The sequence below is a fragment of the Streptococcus mitis genome (genome assembly GCF_002096755.1).
GTDB lineage: Bacteria > Bacillota > Bacilli > Lactobacillales > Streptococcaceae > Streptococcus > Streptococcus mitis_AC.
In genome coordinates, this window is record NZ_NCVF01000024.1 from 1 (window position 1) to 21,533 (window position 21,533).

The following is a 21,533-nucleotide window of genomic DNA, read 5'->3' on the forward strand; positions in this document are numbered from 1 at the left end:
TTTTCATTATAGGTCATATGGGACTTTTTTTCTACACAAAAATAGGTTCCATAATATCTACAGAGGATTTACCCACTACAAATATTATAGAGCCATTTTATCAAGATGCTTTTGGATTTAAAGAATTGCGTCGCAGAGATTTTCCAGACCATGCCTTCACGATTGTCTATCTAGGTCTTGAGGGTGATGACTATGAGTTGGAGTTGACTTATAACTACGATCATGGTCCTTATGTGGTTGGAGATGGATTTGCCCATATCGCCCTCAGTACACCCGATCTTGAAGCTCTTCATCAAGAGCACAGTGCAAAAGGCTATGAAGTGACTGAGCCAAATGGTCTACCAGGAACTGCACCTAACTATTACTTTGTCAAAGACCCTGATGGCTACAAGGTCGAAGTCATTCGTGAAAAATAATTTCTTGAAGTCAAGTAGAATGTTCGTTTTTTACTTGACTTTTTTTAGCTGAAAGAGTATAATAGTAAAAATTTAACCTTTAAGGGGAGTCCAGAGAGACTCACAAGGTGTCAGATAAAAGAATAGTACAATTTTCTAGAGGAGACTTTTTGAGTGTGCTCTCTTGTGTTGTACGATTTTAACTGAGGCCTTGCACTAGCAAGGTCTTTTCTTTGTCTGGTCCCCTTAAAATTTAAGGAGGAAAAGTCATGAATCCCACATGTAAGAAACGTTTGGGTGCCATTCGTTTGGAAACCATGAAGGTGGTTGCACAAGAGGAAATCGCGCCAGCAATCTTTGAATTAGTCCTAGAGGGGGAAATGGTTGAAGCAATGCGAGCAGGCCAATTTCTTCATCTTCGTGTGCCTGATGATGCCCATCTCTTGCGTCGCCCTATTTCAATTTCGTCTATTGACAAGGTTAAGAAGCAGTGTCATCTCATTTATCGGATTGAAGGGGCTGGGACAGCTATTTTCTCAACCTTAAGTCAGGGAGATACTCTTGATGTGATGGGGCCTCAGGGAAATGGTTTTGACTTGTCTGACCTTGATGAGCAGAGCCAGGTTCTCCTTGTTGGTGGGGGGATTGGTGTTCCTCCCTTGCTTGAAGTAGCCAAGGAATTGCATGCGCGTGGAGTAAAAGTAGTGACAGTCCTCGGTTTTGCTAATAAGGATGCTGTTATCCTTGAAAAGGAATTGGCTCAATATGGTCAAGTCTTTGTAACGACAGATGATGGTTCTTATGGTATCAAGGGAAATGTTTCCGTTATCATCAATGATTTAGACAGTCAGTTTGATGCTGTTTACTCATGTGGGGCGCCTGGAATGATGAAGTATATCAATCAAACCTTTTATGACCACCCAAGAGCCTATCTATCTTTGGAATCTCGTATGGCTTGTGGGATGGGGGCTTGCTATGCCTGCGTCCTAAAAGTGCCAGAAAGCGAGACGGTCAGCCAACGTGTCTGTGAAGATGGCCCTGTTTTCCGCACAGGAACAGTTGTATTATAAGGAGAAAATCATGACTAGAAATCGTTTACAAGTTTCTCTACCAGGCTTGGATTTGAAAAATCCGATTATTCCAGCATCAGGCTGTTTTGGTTTTGGTCAAGAGTATGCCAAGTACTATGATTTAGACCTTTTAGGTTCTATTATGATTAAGGCGACGACCCTTGAACCACGCTTTGGCAATCCAACTCCAAGGGTGGCAGAGACACCTGCTGGTATGCTCAATGCAATTGGCTTGCAAAATCCTGGTTTGGAAGTTGTTTTGGCTGAAAAGTTACCTTGGCTGGAAAGAGAATATCCAAATCTTCCTATTATTGCCAATGTGGCTGGTTTTTCAAAACAAGAGTATGCGGCCGTTTCTAGTGGTATTTCCAAGGCAGCTAATGTAAAGGCTATCGAGCTCAATATTTCTTGTCCCAATGTTGACCACTGTAATCACGGACTTTTGATTGGTCAAGATCCAGATTTAGCTTATGATGTGGTGAAAGCAGCTGTAGAAGCGTCTGATGTGCCAGTTTATGTCAAATTAACCCCGAGTGTGACCGATATCGTTACTGTCGCAAAAGCTGCAGAAGATGCGGGGGCATGTGGATTAACCATGATCAATACTCTAGTTGGAATGCGCTTTGACCTCAAAACTAGAAAACCAATATTGGCCAATGGAACAGGTGGAATGTCTGGTCCAGCAGTTTTTCCAGTAGCCCTCAAACTCATCCGCCAAGTCGCCCAAACAACAGACCTGCCTATCATTGGAATGGGAGGAGTGGATTCGGCTGAAGCTGCCCTAGAAATGTATCTGGCTGGAGCATCTGCTATTGGAGTTGGAACAGCCAACTTTACCAATCCTTACGCCTGTCCTGACATCATCGAAAATTTACCAAAGGTTATGGATAAATATAGTATCAGCAGTCTAGAAAATCTTCGCAAGGAAGTAAAAGAGTCTCTGAGGTAAACTGCAATCAATCTGTTCTTGATTTTTTATGAGTTTGTAATGTTGATTATAGAGAATTTTGATATAATGAAATGAGTAAGAACAGAGGAAGAAGGTTAATGAAGAAAGTAAGATTTATTTTTTTAGCCCTGCTATTTTTCTTAGCTAGTCCAGAGGGTGTAATGGCCAGTGATGGTACTTGGCAAGGAAAACAATACCTGAAAGCAGATGGCAGTCAAGCAGCCAATGAGTGGGTCTTTGATGCTCATTATCAATCTTGGTTTTATATAAAAGCAGATGCCAACTATGCTGAAAATGAATGGCTGAAACAAGGTGACGACTATTTTTACCTCAAATCTGGTGGCTATATGGCCAAGTCAGAATGGATAGAAGACAAGGGAGCATTCTATTATCTTGACCAAAATGGAAAGCTGAAAAGAAATGCTTGGGTAGGAACTTCCTATGTTGGTGCAACAGGTGCCAAGGTAATAGAAAATTGGGTCTATGATTCTCAATACGACGCTTGGTTTTATATCAAAGCAGATGGACAACACGCAGAGAAAGAATGGCTCCAAATTAAGGGCAAGGACTATTATTTCAAATCCGGTGGTTATTTACTGACAAGTCAGTGGATTGAACAGGCTTATGTGAGTGCTAGCGGTGCTAAAGTACAGCAAGGTTGGCTTTTTGACAAACAATACCAATCTTGGTTTTATATCAAAGAAAATGGAAATCATGCTGATAAAGAATGGATTTTCGAAAATGGTCACTATTATTATCTAAAATCCGGTGGCTATATGGCAGTTAATGAATGGATTTTGGATAAGGAGTCATGGTTTTATCTCAAGTCTGATGGCAAAATGGCTGAGAAAGAATGGGTATACGATTCTAAAAGTCAAGCCTGGTACTACTTCAAATCCGGTGGCTACATGGCAAAAAATGAGACTATTGATGGTCATCAGCTTGGAAGCGATGGAAAGTGGCATAAGGAGTCCAAGATTAGCTCTGATTATTATCAGGTCCTTCCAGTTACTGCAAATATCTATAATGCAGATGGTGAAAAGCTGTCCTATATATCGCAAGGTAGTGTTGTTTGGCTGGATAAGGATAGAAAAAGTGATGACAAGCGCCTGGCTATTACTATTTCTGGTTTGTCAGGCTATATGAAAACAGAAGATTTACAAGCACTAGATGCTAGTAAGAACTTTATCCCTTATTATGAGAGTGATGGACACCGTTTTTATCACTATGTGGCTCAGAATGCTAGTATCCCAGTATCTGCTCATCTTTCTGATATGGAAGTAGGCAAGAAATATTATTCGGCAGATGGACTGCATTTTGATGGTTTTAACCTTGAAAATCCCTTCCTTTTTAAAGATTTGACAGAGGCTACAAACTATAGTGCTGAAGATTTGGATAAGGTATTTAGTCTGTTAAATATTGACAATAGCCTCCTGGAAAATAAGGGAGCTACCTTTAAGGAAGCCGAAGAACATTACCATATCAATGCCCTCTATCTCCTTGCTCATAGTGCCTTAGAAAGCGACTGGGGACGTAGCAAGATTGCCAAAGATAAGAATAATTTCTTTGGAATTACAGCCTATGATACGACTCCTTACCTTTCTGCCAAGACATTTGATGATGTGGATAAGGGAATTTTAGGTGCAAGCAAGTGGATTAAGGAAAATTATATCGATAAGGGCAGAACTTTCCTTGGAAACAAGGCGTCTGGTATGAATGTTGAATATGCATCAGACCCTTATTGGGGTGAAAAAATTGCTAGTGTGATGATGAAAATCAATGAGAAACTAGGTGGCAAAGATTAGTCCTATAATTGGATATGATTTGAGTGAGTATAAGTTAAAAATCCTGATTTCAAGTAAAATCAGGATTTTTTCATGGATGCAATTTTTTCTGGGTCTGGTGTGACACGGAGGGTCTTTTGTCCTGTGTAAGTGACAAAGCCTGGTTTTCCACCAGTTGGTTTATTGAGTTTCTTGACTTCAATCATATCTACCTGCACCAGATTTGACAGGCGTCCTTGAGAGAAGTAGGCGGCCAGCTCTGCTGCGTCTGTCTTGACTTCATCAGATGGGTCAAGATTGCCTGAGATGACAACGTGGCTTCCAGGAATGTCCTTGGCATGGAACCAAAGTTCCTCCTTGCGTGCCATTTTAAAGGTTAGTTCCTCATTTTGCAGGTTATTGCGTCCGACATAGATGATGGTTTTGCCATCGCTTGCTAGATATTGTTCTGGTTTTTTACGTTTCTGAATTTTTTCTCGCTGTCTTCTGCGGATAAAACCTGTTTGAATCAATTCTTCACGGATTTCAGCGATTTCTTCCAGTCCAGCTTGGTTGAGGACGGTTTCTACACTTTCCAGATAGAGAATGGTTGCCTTGGTTTCCTCAATCAGATCAGTCAAGTATTTGACAGCTTCTTTTAATTTCTGATACCGTTTAAAATAGCGTTGGGCATTCTGGTTGGGAGTCAAGGCCTTATCAAGCGCAATCGTGATAGGTTGGTTGGTATAGTAGTTGTCTAGGATAACCTGGTCTTGGTCGTTAGGCACTTGGTGGAGGAAGGTTGTCAGCAATTCTCCTTTTTGACGAAATTCTTCAGCGTTGTCTGTCGCCAGTAACTCTTTTTCTTGTTTTTTAAGCTTATGACGATTTTTTTGAAGTTCATTTTCAACACGGCGAATGAGTTCACTGGCTTGCTGTTTGACGCGGTCGCGCTCAGCCTTATCCTTATAGTAGGTGTCCAGCAAATCAGAAAGACTGTCAAAAGGCTCTCCCACTTGATTTGCAAAAGGAACTGGACTGAAGGAAGTCTCAGTCAAGCATGGCTTGGTTTCTTGATTGAAAAAGTTTCGGAAAGTGGAAAGTTTTTCACTAACCAGTATCCTTTCCAATTCATTTGCCGTATCGCGTCCCAGACCTTGAAAGAGGCTTTGAAGATTTTTAGCTGTCGTTTCCTGTGTTTGCAGGATTTCAAAGAGTTTCTCGTCCTTGATTGTAAAAGGATTGAGAGCTTCCGTACTTGGCGGAGCGATGTAGGTCGATCCAGGCAGCAAGGTGCGGTAGCTATTTTGTGAAAAGCCAACATGTTTGATAACTTCGAGGATTTTATGACTGCTTTTATCAACCAGTAGAATATTACTGTGTTTCCCCATAATTTCGATAATCAAGGTAGCCTGGATATGGTCTCCAATCTCGTTTTTATTGGAAACTGTCATTTCCACAATACGGTCATTTTCCACTTGCTCAATCGACTCAATCAGGGCACCCTGCAAATATTTTCTTAAAACCATGATAAAGGTAGAAGGTTGGGATGGATTTTCAAAAGTCGTTTGGGTCAGCTGAATGCGTCCAAAAACTGGATGGGCAGAAAGGAGCAGGCGATGGCTTTGGCGATTGCTGCGGATTTGCAAGACCAACTCTTGTTCAAAAGGTTGATTGATTTTCTGGATGCGACCGTTCACTAACTCTCTTCGCAATTCCTCAACCATGTGGTGTAAAAAAAATCCGTCAAATGACATCGTTCTCTCCTTGTGATAGTATTCCATAGTATTATATCAAAAAGGTAGAATAAAATCATGGAAATGTGGTATAATAAAGCCAAGTAAAGAGAAACGAGAAGCACATGTATATTGAAATGGTAGATGAAACTGGTCAAGTTTCAAAAGAAATGTTGCAACAAACCCAAGAAATTTTGGAATTTGCAGCCCAAAAATTAGGCAAAGAAGACAAGGAGATGGCAGTCACTTTTGTGACCAATGAACGTAGTCATGAACTTAATCTGGAGTACCGTGACACAGACCGTCCGACAGATGTTATCAGCCTTGAATATAAGCCAGAGTTGGAAATTGCCTTTGACGAAGAGGATTTACTTGAAAATCCAGAATTGGCAGAGATGATGTCTGAGTTTGATGCCTATATTGGGGAACTGTTCATCTCTATCGATAAGGCTCATGAGCAGGCCGAGGAATACGGTCACAGCTTTGAGCGTGAGATGGGCTTCTTGGCAGTACACGGCTTTTTACATATCAACGGCTATGATCACTACACTCCGGAAGAAGAAGCGGAGATGTTCGGTTTACAAGAAGAAATTTTGACAGCCTATGGACTCACAAGACAATAAACGAAAATGGAAAAATCGTGACCTGATATCCAGTTTAGAATTTGCTCTCACAGGAATTTTTACTGCTATCAAGGAAGAACGTAATATGCGAAAACATGCAGTGACGGCTCTTGTAGTCATTCTTGCAGGTTTTGTTTTTCAGGTGTCACGAATTGAATGGCTCTTTCTCCTATTGAGCATTTTCTTGGTAGTAGCTTTTGAAATTATCAATTCTGCTATTGAAAATGTGGTGGATTTGGCCAGTCACTATCACTTTTCCATGCTGGCTAAAAATGCCAAGGATATGGCGGCTGGCGCGGTATTAGTGGTTTCTCTTTTCGCAGCCTTAACAGGCGCATTGATTTTTCTCCCAAGAATCTGGGATTTATTATTTTAAACAGTAAGAGGAAATTATGACTTTTAAATCAGGCTTTGTAGCCATTTTAGGACGTCCCAACGTTGGGAAGTCAACCTTTTTAAATCACGTTATGGGGCAAAAGATTGCCATCATGAGTGACAAGGCGCAGACAACGCGCAACAAAATCATGGGAATTTACACGACTGATAAGGAACAAATCGTCTTTATCGACACACCAGGGATTCACAAGCCTAAAACAGCTCTAGGAGATTTCATGGTTGAGTCTGCCTACAGTACCCTTCGCGAAGTGGACACCGTTCTTTTTATGGTACCTGCTGATGAAGCGCGTGGTAAGGGGGACGATATGATTATCGAGCGTCTCAAGGCTGCCAAGGTCCCTGTGATTTTGGTTGTGAACAAGATCGATAAGGTTCACCCAGACCAGCTTTTGTCTCAGATTGATGATTTCCGTAATCAGATGGACTTCAAGGAAATTGTACCAATCTCAGCTCTTCAGGGAAATAACGTCTCTCGTCTAGTGGATATTTTGAGTGAAAATCTAGATGAAGGTTTCCAATATTTCCCGTCTGATCAAATTACAGACCATCCAGAGCGTTTCTTGGTTTCAGAAATGGTTCGCGAGAAAGTCTTGCACCTAACTCGGGAAGAGATTCCGCATTCTGTTGCAGTAGTAGTGGATTCTATGAAACGAGATGAAGAGACAGACAAGGTTCACATCCGTGCAACCATCATGGTCGAGCGCGATAGCCAAAAAGGGATTATCATCGGTAAAGGTGGCGCTATGCTTAAGAAAATCGGTAGCATGGCCCGTCGTGATATCGAACTTATGCTAGGAGACAAGGTCTTCCTAGAAACATGGGTCAAGGTCAAGAAAAACTGGCGCGATAAAAAGCTAGATTTGGCTGACTTTGGCTATAATGAAAAAGAATACTAAGTAGAGGTGGGCTCATGCCTGCTTCTTGTTTTTACAGAAGGAGGACTTATGCCTGAATTACCTGAGGTTGAAACCGTTCGACGTGGCTTGGAAAAATTGATTCTGGGAAAGAAGATTTCGAGTGTAGAAATTCGCTATCCCAAGATGATGAAGACAGATTTGGACGAATTTCAAAAGGAGATGCCTGGTCAGATTGTTGAGTCAATGGGACGTCGTGGCAAGTATCTGCTTTTCTACCTGACAGATAAGGTCTTGATTTCCCATTTGCGGATGGAGGGCAAGTATTTTTACTATCCGGACCAGGTTCCAGAACGCAAACATGCCCATGTTTTCTTCCAGTTTGAGGATGGTGGCACGCTTGTTTATGAGGATGTACGCAAGTTTGGTACTATGGAACTCTTGGCTCCTGACCTTTTAGACGCCTACTTTATTTCTAAAAAATTAGGTCCTGAACCTACAGACCAGGACTTTGATTTAGAGAATTTTATAGGTGCCCTGAAGAAATCTAAAAAGCCTATCAAATCCCATCTCCTAGACCAGACCTTGGTAGCTGGCCTTGGCAATATCTATGTGGATGAGGTTCTCTGGCGAGCTCAGGTTCATCCAGCTAGACCTTCCCAGACTTTGACAGCAGAAGAAGCGACTGCGATTCATGACCAGACCATTGCTGTATTGGGACAGGCTGTTGAAAAAGGTGGTTCCACCATTCGGACCTATACCAATGCCTTTGGGGAAGATGGAACCATGCAGGATTTTCATCAGGTCTATGACAAGGCTGGTCAAGAATGTGTACGTTGTGGTACCATCATTGAGAAAATCCAACTAGGCGGACGAGGAACTCACTTTTGTCCTCAGTGCCAAAGGAGGGGCTGATGGGAAAAATCATTGGAATCACTGGGGGAATTGCCTCTGGTAAGTCAACCGTGACAAATTTTCTAAGAAAGCAAGGCTTTCAAGTAGTGGATGCCGACGCTCTTGTTCATCAACTACAGAAACCTGGTGGTCGTCTGTTTGAGGCTCTAGTACAGCACTTTGGGCAAGAAATTATATTAGAAAACGGAGAACTCAATCGCCCTATCCTAGCTAGTCTTATCTTTTCAAATCCTGAAGAGCGAGAATGGTCTAGGATAACTCAAGGAGAGATTATCCGTGAGGAACTAGCTACGTTGAGAGACCAGTTGGCTCAGACAGAAGAGATTTTCTTCATGGATATTCCCTTGCTTTTTGAACAAGACTATGCCTCTTGGTTTGATGAGACTTGGTTGGTCTATGTGGACCGAGATATCCAAGTGGAACGCTTAATGAAAAGGGACCGCTTGTCCAAAGATGAAGCCGAGTTTCGTCTGGCAGCCCAGTGGCCTTTAGAGAAAAAGAAAGATTTGGCCAGCCATGTTTTAAACAACAATGGCAATCAGGACCAGCTTCTTACTCAGGTGTTCTCCCTGCTTGAGGGAGGTAGCGAAGATGACAGAGATTAACTGGAAGGATAATCTGCGCATTGCCTGGTTTGGTAATTTTCTGACAGGAGCCAGTATTTCTTTGGTTGTGCCTTTTATGCCCATCTTTGTGGAAAATCTAGGTGTAGGAAGTGATCAAGCTGCTTTTTATGCAGGTTTAGCTATTTCTGTCTCTGCCATTTCTGCAGCACTTTTCTCTCCTATCTGGGGCATCCTTGCTGATAAATACGGTCGAAAACCCATGATGATTCGGGCTGGCCTTGCCATGACTATCACTATGGGAGGTTTGGCCTTTGTGCCAAATATCTATTGGTTGATTTTTCTTCGTTTACTAAATGGTGTATTTGCGGGTTTTGTTCCCAATGCAACGGCCTTGATAGCCAGTCAGGTTCCCAAGGAGAAATCAGGCTCTGCCTTAGGTACTTTGTCTACAGGCGTAGTTGCAGGCACTCTAACTGGTCCCTTTATTGGTGGCTTTATCGCAGAATTATTTGGCATTCGTACTGTCTTTTTACTGGTGGGTAGTTTTCTATTTTTAGCTGCTATTTTGACCATTTGCTTTATCAAGGAAGATTTTCAACCAGTAGCCAAGGAAAAGGCCATCCCAACAAAGGAATTATTTACATCAGTTAAATATCCCTATCTTTTGCTCAACCTCTTTCTGACCAGTTTTGTCATCCAATTTTCAGCCCAATCAATCGGCCCTATCTTAGCTCTTTATGTACGTGACTTAGGGCAGACAGAGAATCTTCTTTTTGTCTCTGGTTTGATTGTATCCAGTATGGGCTTTTCCAGTATGATGAGTGCAGGAGTCATGGGAAAGCTAGGTGACAAGGTGGGCAACCATCGCCTCTTGGTTGTAGCCCAGTTTTATTCAGTTATTATCTATCTCCTCTGTGCCAATGCCTCTAGCCCCCTTCAACTAGGACTTTATCGTTTCCTCTTTGGATTGGGGACAGGTGCCTTGATTCCTGGAGTTAATGCTCTTCTCAGTAAGATGACGCCCAAAACTGGTATTTCGAGGGTCTTTGCCTTCAATCAGGTATTCTTTTATCTGGGAGGTGTCGTTGGTCCCATGGCAGGTTCTGCAGTAGCAGGTCAATTTGGCTACCATGCAGTCTTTTATGCGACAAGCCTTTGTGTTGCCTTTAGTTGTCTCTTTAACCTTCTTCAATTTCGAACATTATTAAAAGTAAAGGAAATCTAGTGCGAGTAAAAATTAATCTCAAATGCTCCTCTTGTGGCAGTATCAATTACCTAACCAGTAAAAATTCAAAAACCCATCCAGACAAGATTGAGGTTTTAAAGTATTGTCCCAAGGAAAGAAAAGTAACCCTACATCTTGAATCTAAGTAGATTTTATGGTAAAATAATAGGGATTTTAAGGAGTTTGATATGTATAACCTATTATTAACCATTTTATTAGTATTATCTGTTGTGATTGTGATTGCGATTTTCATGCAACCAACCAAAAACCAATCCAGCAATGTATTTGATGCCAGCTCAGGTGATTTGTTTGAACGCAGTAAAGCACGCGGTTTCGAAGCTGTAATGCAGCGTTTGACAGGGATTTTAGTCTTTTTCTGGCTAGCCATTGCCTTAGCATTGACGGTATTATCAAGTAGATAAGAAAATAATGGGCAGGACTAGGTCTTTGCCTCTTTTTATTTTTAAATGATGTTTGAGAAGGTTTTACAGTAAAAGAAAATAAAAAATCTAGAAAGAAAATATGAAAGATAGAATAAAAGAATATTTACAAGATAAGGGAAGGGTGACTGTCAATGACTTGGCTCAGGCTTTGGGAAAAGACGGTTCCAAGGATTTTCGTGAGTTGATTAAAACCTTGTCCCTAATGGAAAGAAAGCACCAGATTCGCTTTGAGGAAGATGCCAGTCTGACCTTGGAAGCTAAGAAAAAACATGAGATTACTCTCAAGGGGATTTTTCACGCTCATAAAAATGGTTTTGGTTTTGTTAGTCTGGAAGGCGAAGAGGACGACCTTTTTGTAGGAAAAAACGATGTCAACTATGCTATTGATGGTGATACCGTTGAGATCGTCATCAAGAAAGTCGCTGACCGCAACAAGGGAACAGCTGCCGAAGCCAAAATTATTGATATCCTAGAACACAGCCTGACAACAGTTGTCGGCCAAATCGTTCTAGATCAGGAAAAACCTAAGTATGCGGGTTACATCCGTTCAAAAAATCAGAAAATCAGTCAACCGATCTATGTTAAGAAACCAGCCCTTAAACTTGAGGGAACCGAAGTTCTCAAGGTCTTTATCGATAAATACCCAAGTAAGAAACACGATTTCTTTGTGGCGAGTGTCCTCGATGTGGTGGGACACTCAACGGATGTCGGAATTGATGTCCTTGAGGTTTTGGAGTCTATGGACATTGTCTCAGAGTTTCCAGAGGCTGTTGTCAAGGAAGCAGAAAGTGTTCCTGATGCTCCGTCTCAAAAGGATATGGAAGGCCGTCTGGACTTGAGAGATGAGATTACCTTTACCATTGATGGTGCTGACGCCAAGGACCTGGACGATGCGGTGCATATCAAGGCCTTGAAAAATGGCAATCTAGAACTCGGAGTTCACATTGCAGATGTTTCCTACTATGTGACCGAGGGTTCTGCCCTGGACAAGGAAGCCCTTAACCGCGCAACTTCTGTCTATGTGACAGACCGTGTGGTCCCAATGCTTCCAGAACGACTGTCAAATGGTATCTGCTCCCTCAATCCTCAAGTTGACCGCCTGACCCAGTCTGCCATTATGGAGATTGATAAACATGGTCGTGTAGTCAACTACACCATCACACAAACGGTTATCAAGACTAGCTTCAGGATGACCTACAGTGATGTCAATGATATCCTAGCTGGAGATAAGGAAAAGAGACAAGAATATCAGAAAATTGTCCCTAGTATCGAACTCATGGCCAAACTCCATGAAACTTTAGAAAACATGCGTGTGAAACGTGGAGCACTCAATTTCGATACCAACGAAGCGAAGATTTTAGTGGACAAGCAAGGTAAGCCTGTTGATATCGTTCTTCGTCAGCGTGGTGTTGCCGAGCGCATGATTGAGTCCTTTATGTTGATGGCCAATGAAACAGTTGCTGAGCATTTTAGTAAGCTGGATTTGCCTTTTATTTATCGAATCCACGAGGAGCCCAAGGCTGAAAAGGTTCAGAAGTTTATTGATTATGCTTCGAGCTTTGGCTTGCGCATTTATGGGACTGCCAGTGAGATTAGCCAGGAGGCCCTTCAAGACATCATGCGTGCTGTTGAGGGAGAACCTTATGCAGATGTATTGTCCATGATGCTTCTTCGCTCCATGCAGCAGGCTCGCTATTCGGAGCACAATCACGGCCACTATGGACTTGCTGCAGGCTATTACACTCACTTTACCAGCCCGATTCGCCGTTATCCAGACCTCCTTGTTCACCGTATGATTCGGGATTACAGCCGTTCTAAGGAAATAGCCGAGCATTTTGAGCAAGTGATTCCAGAGATTGCGACCCAGTCTTCCAACCGTGAGCGTCGTGCTATCGAGGCTGAGCGTGAAGTCGAAGCCATGAAAAAAGCTGAGTACATGGAAGAATACGTGGGTGAAGAGTACGATGCAGTTGTATCAAGTATTGTTAAATTCGGTCTCTTTGTCGAATTGCCGAACACAGTTGAAGGCTTGATTCACATCACTAATCTACCTGAATTTTATCATTTCAATGAGCGGGATTTGACTCTTCGTGGGGAGAAATCAGGAACAACCTTCCGTGTAGGTCAGCAAATCCGTATCCGAGTTGAAAGAGCCGACAAGATGACGGGTGAAATTGACTTCTCTTACATTCCAAGTGAGTTTGATGTGATTGAAAAAGGCTTGAAACAGTCTAGTCGTAGTGACAGAGGGCGTGGTTCAAATCGTCGTTCAGATAAGAAGGAAGAAAAGAGAAAATCAGGACGCTCAAATGATAAGCGCAAGCATTCACAAAAAGACAAGAAGAAAAAAGGAAAGAAACCTTTTTACAAGGAAGTAGCTAAGAAAGGAGCCAAGCATGGCAAAGGGCGAGGGAAAGGTCGTCGCACAAAATAAAAAGGCACGCCACGACTATACAATCGTAGATACGCTAGAGGCAGGGATGGTCCTGACTGGAACTGAAATCAAGAGTGTACGAGCAGCTCGAATCAATCTCAAGGATGGCTTTGCACAAGTAAAAAATGGAGAAGTCTGGTTGAGCAATGTTCATATCGCGCCTTACGAAGAGGGCAATATCTGGAACCAAGAACCAGAACGTCGTCGTAAACTTCTGCTCCATAAGAAACAAATCCAAAAGTTGGAACAAGAGACTAAAGGAACAGGTATGACCCTGGTTCCTCTTAAAGTCTATATCAAAGATGGCTATGCCAAGCTCCTTTTAGGCCTAGCTAAAGGGAAGCATGACTATGATAAACGGGAGTCAATCAAACGTCGTGAGCAGAATCGCGATATTGCGCGCGTGATGAAGGCTGTTAATCAGCGATAAAAAGAGGAATGAAGATGGAAAAACTAGTTGCCTATAAACGCATGCCTTTGTGGAATAAACAAACTATGCCAGAGGCTGTTCAGCAGAAACACAACACCAAGGTTGGGACTTGGGGGAAAATTACTGTCTTGAAGGGAGCTCTCAAGTTTATTGAATTGACAGAGGATGGTGAGGTTTTAGCTGAGCACCTCTTTGAAGCAGGGGCCGACAACCCCATGGCGCAACCACAAGCATGGCACCGAGTGGAGGCTGCCACAGATGATGTAGAGTGGTACTTGGAATTTTATTGTAAACCTGAGGATTATTTCCCTAAGAAATACAATACAAATCCAGTCCATTCGGAAGTCTTAGAAGCTATGCAGACAGTAAAACCAGGGAAAGCCTTGGATTTGGGCTGTGGTCAAGGCCGTAATTCTCTCTTTTTAGCCCAGCAAGGTTTTGATGTGACAGCTGTAGATCAAAATGAACTGGCCCTTGAAATCTTGCAAAGCATTGTGGAGCAAGAAGATCTGGACATGCCAGTTGGTCTTTACGATATCAATTCAGCCAGTATTGGGCAAGCGTATGATTTCATCGTTTCGACAGTTGTTTTGATGTTTTTGCAAGCAGATTGCATTCCTGCAATTATCAAAAATATGCAGGAGCATACCACGGTCGGTGGTTATAATCTTATCGTTTGTGCTATGGATACGGAAGATTACCCTTGCTCTGTGAACTTCCCATTTACCTTTAAAGAAGGGGAATTGGCAGACTATTACAAGGATTGGGACTTGGTCAAGTACAATGAAAATCCAGGCCATTTACACCGTCGCGATGAAAATGGCAATCGTATTCAACTACGCTTTGCGACCATGCTAGCTAAAAAAATCAAATAAACATGAATGAAGGTTGGGGAAATATCCAACCTTTTTATAAATGTTGTGAAAATTTAATATTTCTGACAATGTAATTTTTATTTCAAGAATCGCTATAATTATAGAACAAAAGCGCTTTTATGCGTATATATATATATATATATATACGCATAAAAAATTATAATTGGTCAGAAAACATGAAAAAAGGTATATTGCATTATTAAAGTAATACTGTAATATAGTATTGATACAAATATTTATTTTGGAGGAAATTTAGATGTTTCATAAAGGTAAACACGATCGTGAAAAGCAATTACGTTTTTCTATTCGTAAAGTCAGCTTTGGTGCAGCTAGTGTCGCAGTAGCTGCGTTTTTCATGTTTTTAGGAAATGGAGGAGTATATGCTGCAGAGCAAAGCGTGCCTTCAACTAATGGGGAGACACTAGCACCGCAACCTAAAGAACTGAATGCCCAGAATGGTAACTATGAAGGTAATACAGTAGCCACTAGTCCTGCTGCAGCAGTAGAGACAAATACTCAACCTTCAACAGTTGAAAATAGTCCCTCTCCAGAATCAGCACCCCAGAAGGTGGAGACTCTAGATAAGAAAGAATTAACAGATTTAATCAAAGAGATTGATGGCAAGTTTGCTAAAGGAACATATGCTACTAAGACAGAAGAAAGCGTTAATAATCTTAGAACTATCTTAGACGAATCAAGAACTGTTTTAAGCACTGCAACAACTCAAACTGAATTAACTGCAGCATATAGAAAGTTAATTACAGCGACATCAAAATTGCAAACAAAATCTGAAAAGAAAAAAGAACAACCATTAGATAATACAACTGATAAGTTAAGTGAAGGTAAAAAACTTACCAGCGCAGAGAAGACTTTGGAGTCTAATTCTATTGCAAACTCAGGTTCTAGAGATGAACGTAATGGGAAAGCGTTGGATACAAATAACCCATTCCGTACAGATTCAACTCCTGGCACTGTAACAAGCACAGATCCCCTAGCTACGAATGCAACAAATGTAGCTATTGTAAATGGTAATTTTAATGATACTAGCCAAGGAGCAGTACTTCCAACTGCAACATCAGATCCTATTACTGTCAAGAACGATATAAGTAAATTAACAGGATGGAAACCTGTTAATTCAACAACAACAACAGTTCCTCTTATTTGGACTGCGAAAGCATCTCAATATGGAGATGCTTTTCCGGGTGACAGAGGTTCTGGAATAGGAGCTGTTTTAGCAGTATATCCAGGAAGAGAAGCGTGGAGTGGTAGTCCAAAACCTGAATTTGGTCCTATTTATCAAGATATTGATGTAGTGGGTGGCCAAGAGGTGAAGGTAACTTGGAGAGGGACAACGGTAAATATAAATAGTGGTAATAATGGAGCAAGACTAGTTGTTAAAAATCCAGAAACAGGAGCTGTACTAGGTCGGTATGAAAAAGGTTATGCTGGTACTCCGATGGGAGAAATGTCCGTTCTTGTAAATGTTCCTGAAGGCTTAACAAAATTAAGACTTCAATTTGAAACAGCTCTTAATAGAAGTACAGAAAATCATAGCTATGATAGTAGTTTCAATAAACCAGCTATATCATCTAATGAGAATGCAGGAGGAGTTGTAAGTAATGTTCGTGTGGCTAGCGGTTCTTATCTTGTATCTGAAGTTGTGAAGACTACTTATGAATCTACAGCTACTTCTGCTACTTCTACTACTGTGAATACTACTGTGACTGTAAAAGCCATTAATAAAGGATTCTCAACTTCTACAAATAATCAGTATAGAGTTGAGTTGCCAGAAGGTGCAACATTAGTGGGAACAACAGGTACAAGCTCGGCCCAACTAAATGGAACTAGTTTGACTCTTGGTTTTAACAATTTGGACCCTAAACAAGAACAGACTTTAACGTATACTTTTAGTTTGCCAACTACCAAACCAATTGAAAAACAATTGGAGGGGACAGTTTCTTATCAAACCTCAGGAAATCTGATTGATAACGGGACTAAAAAAACAGGTAGTGATACAGTTGCACAACAAACAGTTAAAATTAATATGTATAAAGATGACCTACAAGCAGAAGCTGCTAAGGCAACAACTTTAAATCAAAGTGATTATACACCTGAAGCTTGGGCTGGTTATCAAGCAGAATTAGCTAAGGCTCAAGAAATATTGAATGAAGAAACTAACAATGTAGAAATAGCGAATCGAAAAAATCAAGCAGATATTAACGCCCAGACTTTGTTGCTTCAAAAAGCTCAAGCTAAATTAGAAATTGATAAGGCTAAAAAAGCTAAATTAACAGCAATTGAAGGTACTCCAAACGCAACGAAAGAAGAAAAAGATGCGGCTAAACAAGCAGCACAAGACGCAGCAACAAAAGCAAATCAAGCAATTGACGCAGCAACTGACAATGCAGGAGTAGCAACAGCTCAAACAGACGGTATAGCAGCAATTGAAGCTGTAACCCCAACAGTAGCAGTTAAAGCAGCGGCTAAAGCTGAAGTAGCGAAAAAATTAGCAGAAAAATTAACAGCAATTGAAGGTACTCCAAACGCAACGAAAGAAGAAAAAGATGCGGCTAAACAAGCAGCACAAGACGCAGCAACAAAAGCAAATCAAGCAATTGACGCAGCAACTGACAATGCAGGAGTAGCAACAGCTCAAACAGACGGTATAGCAGCAATTGAAGCTGTAACCCCAACAGTAGCAGTTAAAGCAGCGGCTAAAGCTGAAGTAGCGAAAAAATTAGCAGAAAAATTAACAGCAATTGAAGGTACTCCAAACGCAACGAAAGAAGAAAAAGATGCGGCTAAACAAGCAGCACAAGACGCAGCAACAAAAGCAAATCAAGCAATTGACGCAGCAACTGACAATGCAGGAGTAGCAACAGCTCAAACAGACGGTATAGCAGCAATTGAAGCTGTAACCCCAACAGTAGCAGTTAAAGCAAATGTGCGTAAAGAATCTAAAGAATTGCCAAATACAGGTACAGCAGACCCTACAGTAGCTATGGTAGCAGCTGCAGCAAGTGCAGTACTTGGTCTAGGTCTTGTAGGCCGTCGTCGTAAAGAAGATGAAGAAGTATAATTTATATATGAACTAATCTAATCTTTTAGTAAAATTTGTATTTGATTTTATAGATTATATAGAATTTTTTAAAAAATCTCCTAGTAGTCCATTGATTGCTAGGAGATTTTGTTTCTTTGTCAATTATATAAAGTATCGAAACTGGAATAGTAGGACATGGCTTCTGAAGCATTGTTAGAAATTAATTTGACTTTCCTAATCTCTTAGTTCACATCTTCGATAATTAAAAATACGATTATTAATTTTTACGAATAATATAGAAAAGGAGGGAAATCATGTTTGTTGCGAGAGATGCTAGGGGACAGTTGGTAAATGTGTTAGAGGATAGGCTCGAGAAACAAGCATATACCTGCCCCGCTTGTGGAGGTCAGCTCCGTTTGCGTCAAGGACCAAGTGTCCGGACCCATTTTGCCCATAAATCTTTAAAAGACTGTGATTTTTCATTTGAAAATGAAAGCCCAGAACACTTGGCAAATAAGGAAGTCCTCTATCACTGGTTGAAAAAAGAGACAGAAGTACAATTAGAATACCCTCTTCCAGAGCTTAAACAGATTGCGGATGTATTTGTGAATGGCAATCTAGCTTTAGAGGTTCAATGTAGTCTCTTGCCTCAAAAAGTTCTTAAAGAGCGTAGTGAGGGCTATCGTAGTCAGGGTTACCAAGTACTGTGGTTGCTGGGGGAAAAACTGTGGCTCAAGGAGCGTTTGACTCGTCTGCAACAAGGTTTTCTCTATTTCAGTCAAAACATGGGATTTTATGTTTGGGAAGTAGACAAGGAAAAACAGGTTTTAAGGCTTAAATATCTCATTCACCAGGATCTCCGAGGCAGACTCTATTATCAAATCAAGGAATTTCCCTATGGACAAGATAGTCTACTGGAGATATTACGTCTTCCCTATAAGAAACAAAAAATATCTCATTTTACAGTTTTTCAAGATAAGGACATCTGTCGCTATATCCGACAACAACTGTTTTATCAAAATCCTATTTGGATGAAAGAACAAGCAGAAGCCTATCAAAAGGGAGAAAATCTCCTGACTTATGGGCTAAAAGAATGGTATCCACAAATTCGACCGCTAGTAGGTGAGTTTTGCCAAATTGAGCAAGATTTGACTCGCTATTATCAGTATTTTCAAACCTATTATCAAGAAAATTCTCAAAATGATTGGCAAAAGCTTTATCCACCAGCCTTTTATCAGCAATATTTCTTGAAAAATATGGTAAAATAGAAAGGATGGAGGAATCTAATGGTATTACAAAGAAATGAAATAAATGAAAAAGATACATGGAATCTATCAACGATTTACCCAACTGACCAGGCTTGGGAAGAAGCCTTAAAAGATTTAACAGAAAAATTGGAGAAAGTAGTCCAGTATGAAGGTCATCTCTTGGATAGTGCGGATAGCCTACTAGAAATTACTGAATTTTCTCTTGAAATGGAACGCCAGATGGAGAAGCTTTACGTTTATGCTCATATGAAAAATGACCAGGATACACGTGAAGCCAAGTACCAAGAGTACTATGCTAAGGCAATGACTCTCTATAGCCAGCTAGACCAAGTTTTTTCATTCTATGAGCCTGAATTTATGGAAATCAGTGATGAGCAGTATGCTGACTTTTTAGAAGCTCAGCCAAAATTGCAGGTTTATCAACACTATTTTGACAAGCTTTTGCAAGGCAAGGATCACGTTCTATCACAACGAGAAGAAGAGCTATTGGCTGGAGCTGGAGAAATCTTTGGTTCGGCAAGTGAAACATTTGCTATTTTAGATAATGCAGATATCGTCTTTCCATTTGTTAAAGATGAAGATGGTAACGAAGTACAATTATCACATGGCGTTTATATGCGTTTGATGGAGTCTAAAAACCGTGAGGTTCGTCGTGGTGCCTATCAAGCCCTCTATGCGACTTATGAGCAATTCCAACACACCTATGCCAAAACCTTGCAAACAAATGTTAAGGTTCAAAACTACCGTGCCAAAGTTCGCAACTATAAGAGTGCTCGTCATGCAGCACTAGCAGCGAATTTTGTTCCAGAGAGTGTTTATGACAATTTGGTAGCAGCAGTTCGCAAGCATTTGCCACTCTTGCATCGTTACCTTGAACTTCGTTCAAAAATCTTGGGAATTTCAGACCTCAAGATGTACGATGTCTACACACCACTTTCATCTGTTGAATACAGTTTTACCTACCAAGAAGCCTTGAAAAAAGCAGAAGAAGCCTTGTCAGTCTTGGGTGAGGATTACTTGAGCCGTGTTAAACGTGCCTTCAGCGAGCGTTGGATTGATGTTTATGAAAATCAAGGCAAGCGTTCAGGGGCTTACTCTGGTGGTTCTTACGATACAAATGCCTTTATGCTTCTTAACTGGCAGGACAATCTGGACAATCTCTTTACTCTTGTTCATGAAACAGGTCACAGTATGCATTCAAGCTATACTCGTGAAACGCAACCTTATGTTTACGGAGATTATTCTATCTTCTTGGCTGAGATTGCATCAACTACCAATGAAAATATCTTGACGGAGAAATTATTGGAAGAAGTGGAAGACGACGCAACGCGCTTTGCTATTCTCAATAACTTCCTAGATGGTTTCCGTGGAACAGTTTTCCGCCAAACTCAATTTGCTGAGTTTGAACACGCGATTCACCAAGCAGACCAAAATGGAGAAGTCTTGACAAGCGATTTCTTAAATAAACTCTACGCAGACTTGAACCAAGAGTATTATGGTTTGAGTAAGGAAGACAATCCTGAAATCCAATACGAGTGGGCACGCATTCCACACTTCTACTATAACTACTATGTATACCAATATTCAACAGGCTTTGCAGCAGCCTCAGCCTTGGCTGAAAAGATTGTCCATGGTAGTCAAGAAGACCGTGACCGTTATATCGACTATCTCAAGGCAGGTAAGTCTGACTATCCACTTAATGTCATGAGAAAAGCTGGTGTTGATATGGAGAAGGAAGACTATCTCAACGATGCCTTTGCAGTCTTTGAACGTCGTTTAAATGAGTTTGAAGCACTTGTTGAAAAATTGGGATTGGCATAAGATGGTTGAATCGTATAGTAAAAATGCCAACCATAACATGCGTCGTCCTGTTGTCAAAGAAGAAATTGTAGACTTGATGCGTCAGCGCCAAAAGCAAGTCACAGGATCTTTGAAAGAATTAGAAGACTTTGCCCGCAAGGAAAATATTCCCATTATTCCCCATGAGACGGTTGCTTATTTCCGTTTTTTCATGGAAACCATGCAACCTAAAAACATTCTGGAAATTGGGACGGCTATCGGTTTTTCAGCCCTCTTGATGGCAGAACATGCGCCAAATGCCAAGATTACAACCATTGACCGCAATCCAGAAATGATTGGTTTTGCCAAGGAAAATTTTGCTCAATTTGACAGTCGCAAGCAAATTACGCTCCTAGAAGGAGATGCGGTAGATGTCTTATCTACACTGACAGAGTCTTATGATTTCGTCTTTATGGATTCTGCCAAGTCTAAATACATCGTCTTTCTGCCAGAAATCCTCAAACATTTGGAAGTTGGTGGTGTGGTTGTCTTGGATGATATTTTTCAAGGTGGTGATGTTGCCAAGGACATTATGGAAGTCCGTCGTGGCCAGCGAACCATTTATCGAGGACTTCAAAGACTATTTGATGCAACTTTAGACAATCCAGGACTCACCGCAACATTAGTACCTCTGGGGGACGGCATTCTCATGCTTCGTAAAAATGTAGCAGATGTTCAATTGCCTGACAGCGAATGATTTTCAGAAAAATTT

20 protein-coding genes are annotated in these 21,533 nt (G+C 41.1%); 19 read left to right on the forward strand and 1 reads right to left on the reverse strand.

All coding sequences use genetic code 11. The annotated features are described in order from the left end of the window. Window positions 1-5 precede the first annotated feature (5 nt). The 4 genes from gloA (at window position 6) to B7700_RS06200 (ending at window position 4,219) form a co-directional block, all read left to right on the forward strand. Entirely contained in the window at window positions 6-416 is a 411-nt protein-coding gene (gene gloA / locus B7700_RS06185) for a lactoylglutathione lyase (RefSeq protein ID WP_474104108.1), read from the forward strand. A 248-nt stretch (window positions 417-664) separates the two neighbouring features. Further along, the gene (locus tag B7700_RS06190) at window positions 665-1,465 is read left to right on the forward strand and encodes a dihydroorotate dehydrogenase electron transfer subunit (protein ID WP_084887802.1); all 801 of its coding nucleotides are present in this window, start codon (window positions 665-667) and stop codon (window positions 1,463-1,465) included. Continuing rightward, entirely contained in the window at window positions 1,428-2,414 is a 987-nt protein-coding gene (locus tag B7700_RS06195; RefSeq protein ID WP_192855668.1) for a dihydroorotate dehydrogenase, read from the forward strand. Before B7700_RS06190 ends, B7700_RS06195 begins: the two co-directional genes overlap by 38 nt. 98 nt (window positions 2,415-2,512) lie before the next feature. Then, window positions 2,513-4,219 (forward strand): glucosaminidase domain-containing protein, encoded by a 1,707-nt coding sequence (locus B7700_RS06200; protein ID WP_084887805.1) that lies wholly within the window; start codon window positions 2,513-2,515, stop codon window positions 4,217-4,219. A 59-nt stretch (window positions 4,220-4,278) separates the two neighbouring features. Here the strand turns inward: B7700_RS06200 and pavA are convergent, their stop codons facing one another. Next, complete coding sequence (gene pavA / locus B7700_RS06205) at window positions 4,279-5,934, reverse strand: Rqc2 family fibronectin-binding protein PavA (protein WP_084887807.1); 1,656 nt, start codon at window positions 5,932-5,934, stop codon at window positions 4,279-4,281. Window positions 5,935-6,038: 104 nt separating this feature from the next. Here pavA and ybeY point away from each other — a divergent pair, with 104 nt between their 5' ends. The 15 genes from ybeY to B7700_RS06280 all read left to right on the forward strand — a co-directional run bounded on the left by ybeY (window position 6,039) and on the right by B7700_RS06280 (window position 21,518). Further along, a complete protein-coding gene (gene ybeY, locus B7700_RS06210) occupies window positions 6,039-6,536 on the forward strand; it encodes an rRNA maturation RNase YbeY (RefSeq protein ID WP_000275156.1) in 498 nt (165 codons plus the stop codon). After that, on the forward strand, window positions 6,517-6,912 hold the full coding sequence (locus B7700_RS06215) for a diacylglycerol kinase family protein (RefSeq protein ID WP_000378166.1): 396 nt from the start codon (window positions 6,517-6,519) through the stop codon (window positions 6,910-6,912). The genes ybeY and B7700_RS06215 overlap by 20 nt, the downstream gene beginning before the upstream one ends. 16 nt (window positions 6,913-6,928) lie before the next feature. After that, window positions 6,929-7,828, forward strand: coding sequence for a GTPase Era (era, locus tag B7700_RS06220; RefSeq protein ID WP_000143264.1), 900 nt, complete (start codon window positions 6,929-6,931; stop codon window positions 7,826-7,828). 48 nt (window positions 7,829-7,876) lie between these two features. Continuing rightward, window positions 7,877-8,701, forward strand: coding sequence for a DNA-formamidopyrimidine glycosylase (gene mutM, locus B7700_RS06225; protein ID WP_084887809.1), 825 nt, complete (start codon window positions 7,877-7,879; stop codon window positions 8,699-8,701). Further along, window positions 8,701-9,306, forward strand: coding sequence for a dephospho-CoA kinase (gene coaE, locus B7700_RS06230; RefSeq protein WP_084887811.1), 606 nt, complete (start codon window positions 8,701-8,703; stop codon window positions 9,304-9,306). Before mutM ends, coaE begins: the two co-directional genes overlap by 1 nt. Continuing rightward, window positions 9,293-10,492: a multidrug efflux MFS transporter PmrA gene (locus B7700_RS06235; RefSeq protein ID WP_084887813.1), complete on the forward strand. Its 1,200-nt coding sequence runs from the start codon at window positions 9,293-9,295 to the stop codon at window positions 10,490-10,492. Before coaE ends, B7700_RS06235 begins: the two co-directional genes overlap by 14 nt. After that, window positions 10,492-10,641 carry a 50S ribosomal protein L33 gene (rpmG, locus tag B7700_RS06240; protein WP_001809104.1) on the forward strand — a complete coding sequence of 50 codons (150 nt, stop codon included), beginning with the start codon at window positions 10,492-10,494 and terminating at the stop codon, window positions 10,639-10,641. The genes B7700_RS06235 and rpmG overlap by 1 nt, the downstream gene beginning before the upstream one ends. A gap of 39 nt (window positions 10,642-10,680) precedes the next feature. After that, window positions 10,681-10,914, forward strand: a complete 234-nt coding sequence (gene secG / locus B7700_RS06245; RefSeq protein WP_000282517.1) for a preprotein translocase subunit SecG — start codon at window positions 10,681-10,683, stop codon at window positions 10,912-10,914. Window positions 10,915-11,014: 100 nt separating this feature from the next. Next, a complete protein-coding gene (rnr, locus tag B7700_RS06250; protein WP_084887815.1) occupies window positions 11,015-13,369 on the forward strand; it encodes a ribonuclease R in 2,355 nt (784 codons plus the stop codon). After that, entirely contained in the window at window positions 13,332-13,799 is a 468-nt protein-coding gene (smpB, locus tag B7700_RS06255; RefSeq protein WP_001051750.1) for an SsrA-binding protein SmpB, read from the forward strand. The genes rnr and smpB overlap by 38 nt, the downstream gene beginning before the upstream one ends. Window positions 13,800-13,813: 14 nt before the next feature. Further along, window positions 13,814-14,674 carry an SAM-dependent methyltransferase TehB gene (tehB, locus tag B7700_RS06260; protein WP_084887817.1) on the forward strand — a complete coding sequence of 287 codons (861 nt, stop codon included), beginning with the start codon at window positions 13,814-13,816 and terminating at the stop codon, window positions 14,672-14,674. A 256-nt stretch (window positions 14,675-14,930) separates the two neighbouring features. After that, entirely contained in the window at window positions 14,931-17,753 is a 2,823-nt protein-coding gene (locus B7700_RS06265; RefSeq protein ID WP_084887818.1) for a SasC/FmtB family protein, read from the forward strand. Window positions 17,754-18,028: 275 nt separating this feature from the next. Continuing rightward, window positions 18,029-18,982, forward strand: coding sequence for a competence protein CoiA (locus tag B7700_RS06270; RefSeq protein ID WP_084887820.1), 954 nt, complete (start codon window positions 18,029-18,031; stop codon window positions 18,980-18,982). Window positions 18,983-19,000: 18 nt separating this feature from the next. Next, the gene (gene pepF, locus B7700_RS06275; RefSeq protein WP_084887822.1) at window positions 19,001-20,803 is read left to right on the forward strand and encodes an oligoendopeptidase F; all 1,803 of its coding nucleotides are present in this window, start codon (window positions 19,001-19,003) and stop codon (window positions 20,801-20,803) included. 1 nt (window position 20,804) lies between these two features. Continuing rightward, window positions 20,805-21,518 (forward strand): O-methyltransferase, encoded by a 714-nt coding sequence (locus B7700_RS06280; protein WP_084888078.1) that lies wholly within the window; start codon window positions 20,805-20,807, stop codon window positions 21,516-21,518. Window positions 21,519-21,533 lie beyond the last annotated feature (15 nt).